The sequence below is a fragment of the uncultured Actinomyces sp. genome, from assembly GCF_963526355.1.
In the GTDB taxonomy this organism is placed as follows: domain Bacteria; phylum Actinomycetota; class Actinomycetes; order Actinomycetales; family Actinomycetaceae; genus Actinomyces.
Genome location: NZ_CAUROW010000153.1, coordinates 1 through 3,434 on the forward strand (window position 1 = coordinate 1; position 3,434 = coordinate 3,434).

The window sequence follows — 3,434 nt, forward strand, 5'->3', positions numbered from 1 at the left end:
GTCTCCTTCTGCGAGTCGGTGCGCTCCTACTGGATGGTCTCGACGGTCTTCGGACTCATTGTGGCGGTCATCAACGTCCTGACCCTGGGGTACTTGGGCGTGCCGATGGCGATCACCTGGGGCGTGGTCTCCTTCATCACCAACTACATCCCGAACATCGGGTTCGTTCTGGGCGTGGTGCCGCCGGCGATCCTGGGGCTGGTGGACTCCGGTCCCTGGACGGCACTGTGGGTGGTTCTGTCCTACGCGGTGGCCAACTTCGTCATCCAGTCCCTCATCCAGCCCAAGTTCACCGGGGACGCGGTGGGTCTCAACACGACAACGACGTTCCTGTGCCTGCTGTTCTGGTCCACGGTCATCGGGGCGCTGGGGACCATCCTGGCGGTGCCGCTGACCCTGTTCGTCAAAGCCCTCCTCATCGACTCCGATCCCCGCGCGCGCTGGGTGGGGATCTTCCTGTCCGCCGGCGACTCGCCCGTGCGTGACCCCGACGAGCTGGACGAGGACGTGCTCGATGAGCTCGACCTGGACGGTGACGGCGTCGGAGCGGCGGATCCCGACTATGGCCGTCCCGTCGTCGAGAAGGCAGAAGAGCCCGAGGAGGTCGAAAAGGCCCGTGAGACAAAGGCCCCTGAGACCAAGACGGTCGAGTAGGGCCGACGACGTCGTCGGCCCCATGCCGTCCGGCAGCCGCCGACGCGCTCAGACGGACTGACTGTCTGAGGATTCCCCGGTCACCTCAGGGGATCAGCGACTGCGCCTTGCCACGAGAACGCAGTCCCGGCGGTAAAAGTAGTCCTCGACCAGGATCAGTGCATCAGGTCGCGGGACGGGTCTTGTTCCATGTGCGGAGAGCCTCGACGACCGGTGGCAGATTGACTAAGACTGTCTGTCGGACGATGGCGTCGTCGATGAAACCGTAGTCGTGAGCGATGCAGTTGCGCATTCCCCGCATCTTCGGCCACTGGCTGCCAAGAAGGTGTGCGCGGATGTCAGGGTCCAATGCTCCGAGTGCTTCCACCCCGGCCGAGAGTCTCATCGCGATCGCATCGATGACGATCTGGTCGGAGAGATCCCTTTCCGAGTGACTGATGGCGATATCAAAATGCTCGAGGGCTTCCGTGATGATCTCGGCGGCCGTTCTACTGACGGGGCTCATAGCGGGACTGCCTCGGAGATGATTCGCTCGCGCATCGTCGGACGGATATTGGTGTCGGGCACCAGGTCGACGTCGGTGTCGAGGACCGATCCCAGCTCCATCTCCAGCCCGGCCAGATCCATGAGCCCGAGTGGTTGGTCCATGTGGAAGAGCAGGTCGATGTCGGAGCCCTCGTGCTCTCGGCCGGTGGCCACGGAGCCGAAGACACGGACATTCGAGCCGCCGGCAGCCTTGACCGTCTCGATGACCTCGTGACGCGCGGACCGCAGGCGCCGTGCCAGTGGCGTGGTGCCGTGAAAGCGCAGAAGGCGGGAGACCTCCGGCTGGCTTCGACCGATCTGTCGGGCGATCTCCTTCTGGGACATGCCGTCTCTGGAGGCCTTGCGCACGGCCGTAACCAGCCGCTCCCGCGCCTGGCGGACCGCCTTATCCGTCTCCTGGGCGATGGCTGCCAGGTTCTCGGCCGAATCAACGACAGACATGATCTCATCATAGCAAGTGCTATATCAGTGTCGTCGAGGGCGTCGGAGGTCAGGCGCTCCAGCCATGGAGCGGGTACGAAGGTTCAGGGTGCGCGGGAGATGAGGAGCGGGAATCGGCGACTGCGCCTTGCCACGGGAACGCAGTCCCGGCAAAAGTGCGTCCCCGACGACGTGGCCTCCGGTTCGGTCGAGCGGTGTCGGAGCCCTCGGGCTCAGCCCTCGGCGCGGCCCTGGCGCCAGTAGCCCATGAAGGCCACGGAGCGCCGGTCGATGCCGCGCTCACTGACCAGGTAGCGGCGCATCGTTCGCACCGCGGCCGCCTCCCCGGCGAGCCACGCGTACAGGGTCGTGCGTTTGAGAGCGTTCCCGCCCTTGGCGTGGCGCGGCACGTCCCACAGCAGCTCGCGGTCGACGTCGATCTCCTCGACCTCCTGCGGCACTCCCATCGGGCACAGCTCCTCGGCGGCCCGGCGCACGCCTTCGGTCAGCACCTCACCGTGCGCGCGCCCCTCGCGCCCGGTCACCCGCACCTCGATCCCGGGGTGCGTGGGCAGGTAAGGGGCGTCCGCGTCACTGGGCATCTCGACGACGGCGACTCCCCGGGCGCTCGCCGGCAGGTCCTCCAGGATCCGGGCGATCGCCGGTGCCGCCGTCTCGTCCCCGCCCAGAAGGAAGCGTTCAGTCACCTGCGGCGGCACGAAGTCCACGCCCCCGGTGTCGCCGTCCCACTGTCGGTTCGGCCCCAGCAGGACCGCCCTGGTGCCGACGACGGCGTCGAGAACCCACCGCGCGGCCGGGCCGAGCGGGTCGTGCACCACCATGTCGACATTCACCTCGGTCCGGGTCCCGGCCGCGCTGCCGGGATCCGGGGCGTCGTAGTGCACGGAGCGCGTCGTGTAGGTGCGGATCGAGCACCGGTGCTCCTCGGGCAGCTTCATCAACCGGCCGTACCAGTCCTCGCCGTCGGGCAGCCGCTCGTAGCCCGACGCCGGCGCCGGCAGCACCAGCTTGATCCGCTGGTCCCAGCCCGGGTCGGCGTAGTGGATCAGATCATCCCCGATGAAGGTGAAGCGCCGCATGGACGGCGTCACGTCGCGGACTGCCGCCACCGTGACATGGAAGAAGCGGAAGGGGGAGGTCGGTGAGGCGGACGGTCTGGCTGGGCTCATCTCGGGGCTCCTTCGTGTGGCTGAGCGTACGCTTCGGGGGCCGTGCCGCTAGAGAGTCTGCTTGAGGCGGCTGCGAGGCGGCGGTTGTGCGCATGGGCGTCTATTCCTGTTCCTCCTCCGGGGCCGCGGCGCCGCGCACGTGATGGCGGCCCTGGGGAAGGATGAGGGGCGTGTCCAAGACCGGGGTGGTGATGACCTCGGAGGACAGGCCGAACGCGACGACAGTAACCCAGGTAAGGCGCACCTAACAACAGGGTGGTTGGTGGAAGAGAGCACGCTGACGCCGTGCCGTCTTGCGTGAGGCCGCGAGAAAGAGCTGGGCGGGTAGCGTCGTCGTCTGCCCGGACGGCTCGACGCGGCTCAGGGCTGACGGGCCAGGTCCGCGGCGCCGACGAGCCCGGCCTCCTGGCCGCCCTCGGCCAGGACCACCGGGATGGCGGGGCGGCTGGTGCTCGCGGTGAGGTTGGCCGTGAAGGCCTTGCGCGTGGGGGCCAGCAGGATGTCGCCGGCCTCGGCCAGGCCGCCGGCGATGACAATGACCTCGGGGTCCAGCAGCGCGCACATGTCCGCCAGTCCCACCCCCAGCCAGTGGGTGAGCTGCTCGTAGCACTCCAGGGCGGCCGG

At 67.9% G+C, this 3,434-nt stretch carries 6 protein-coding genes; 1 reads left to right on the forward strand and 5 read right to left on the reverse strand.

Annotated elements, in window-relative coordinates; translation table 11 throughout:
- A partial coding sequence (locus RWR81_RS12990; protein ID WP_314458137.1) for an AI-2E family transporter occupies positions 1-654 on the forward strand: 654 nt, incomplete at its 5' end.
- 163 nt (positions 655-817) lie between these two features.
- Here the strand turns inward: RWR81_RS12990 and RWR81_RS12995 are convergent.
- The 5 genes from RWR81_RS12995 to RWR81_RS13015 all read right to left on the reverse strand — a co-directional run.
- On the reverse strand, positions 818-1,159 hold the full coding sequence (locus tag RWR81_RS12995; protein WP_314458138.1) for a HepT-like ribonuclease domain-containing protein: 342 nt from the start codon (positions 1,157-1,159) through the stop codon (positions 818-820).
- On the reverse strand, positions 1,156-1,641 hold the full coding sequence (locus tag RWR81_RS13000; protein ID WP_314458139.1) for a nucleotidyltransferase domain-containing protein: 486 nt from the start codon (positions 1,639-1,641) through the stop codon (positions 1,156-1,158). The genes RWR81_RS12995 and RWR81_RS13000 overlap by 4 nt, the downstream gene beginning before the upstream one ends.
- Positions 1,642-1,853: 212 nt before the next feature.
- Positions 1,854-2,810 (reverse strand): siderophore-interacting protein, encoded by a 957-nt coding sequence (locus RWR81_RS13005; RefSeq protein WP_314458140.1) that lies wholly within the window; start codon positions 2,808-2,810, stop codon positions 1,854-1,856.
- 100 nt (positions 2,811-2,910) lie between these two features.
- On the reverse strand, positions 2,911-3,054 hold the full coding sequence (locus tag RWR81_RS13010) for a hypothetical protein (protein WP_314458141.1): 144 nt from the start codon (positions 3,052-3,054) through the stop codon (positions 2,911-2,913).
- Positions 3,055-3,170: 116 nt separating this feature from the next.
- Positions 3,171-3,434: ROK family protein (locus tag RWR81_RS13015; RefSeq protein WP_314458142.1), on the reverse strand; the 264-nt coding region annotated here is incomplete at its 5' end.

What these genes read in the sequence shown, in the direction of transcription:
- RWR81_RS13000 (WP_314458139.1), bottom strand. Translation starts at nt 1,641, where the DNA reads ATGTCTGTCGTTGATTCGGCCGAGAACCTGGCAGCCATCGCCCAGGAG.
- RWR81_RS12995 (WP_314458138.1), bottom strand. Translation starts at nt 1,159, where the DNA reads ATGAGCCCCGTCAGTAGAACGGCCGCCGAGATCATCACGGAAGCCCTC.
- RWR81_RS13005 (WP_314458140.1), bottom strand. Translation starts at nt 2,810, where the DNA reads ATGAGCCCAGCCAGACCGTCCGCCTCACCGACCTCCCCCTTCCGCTTC.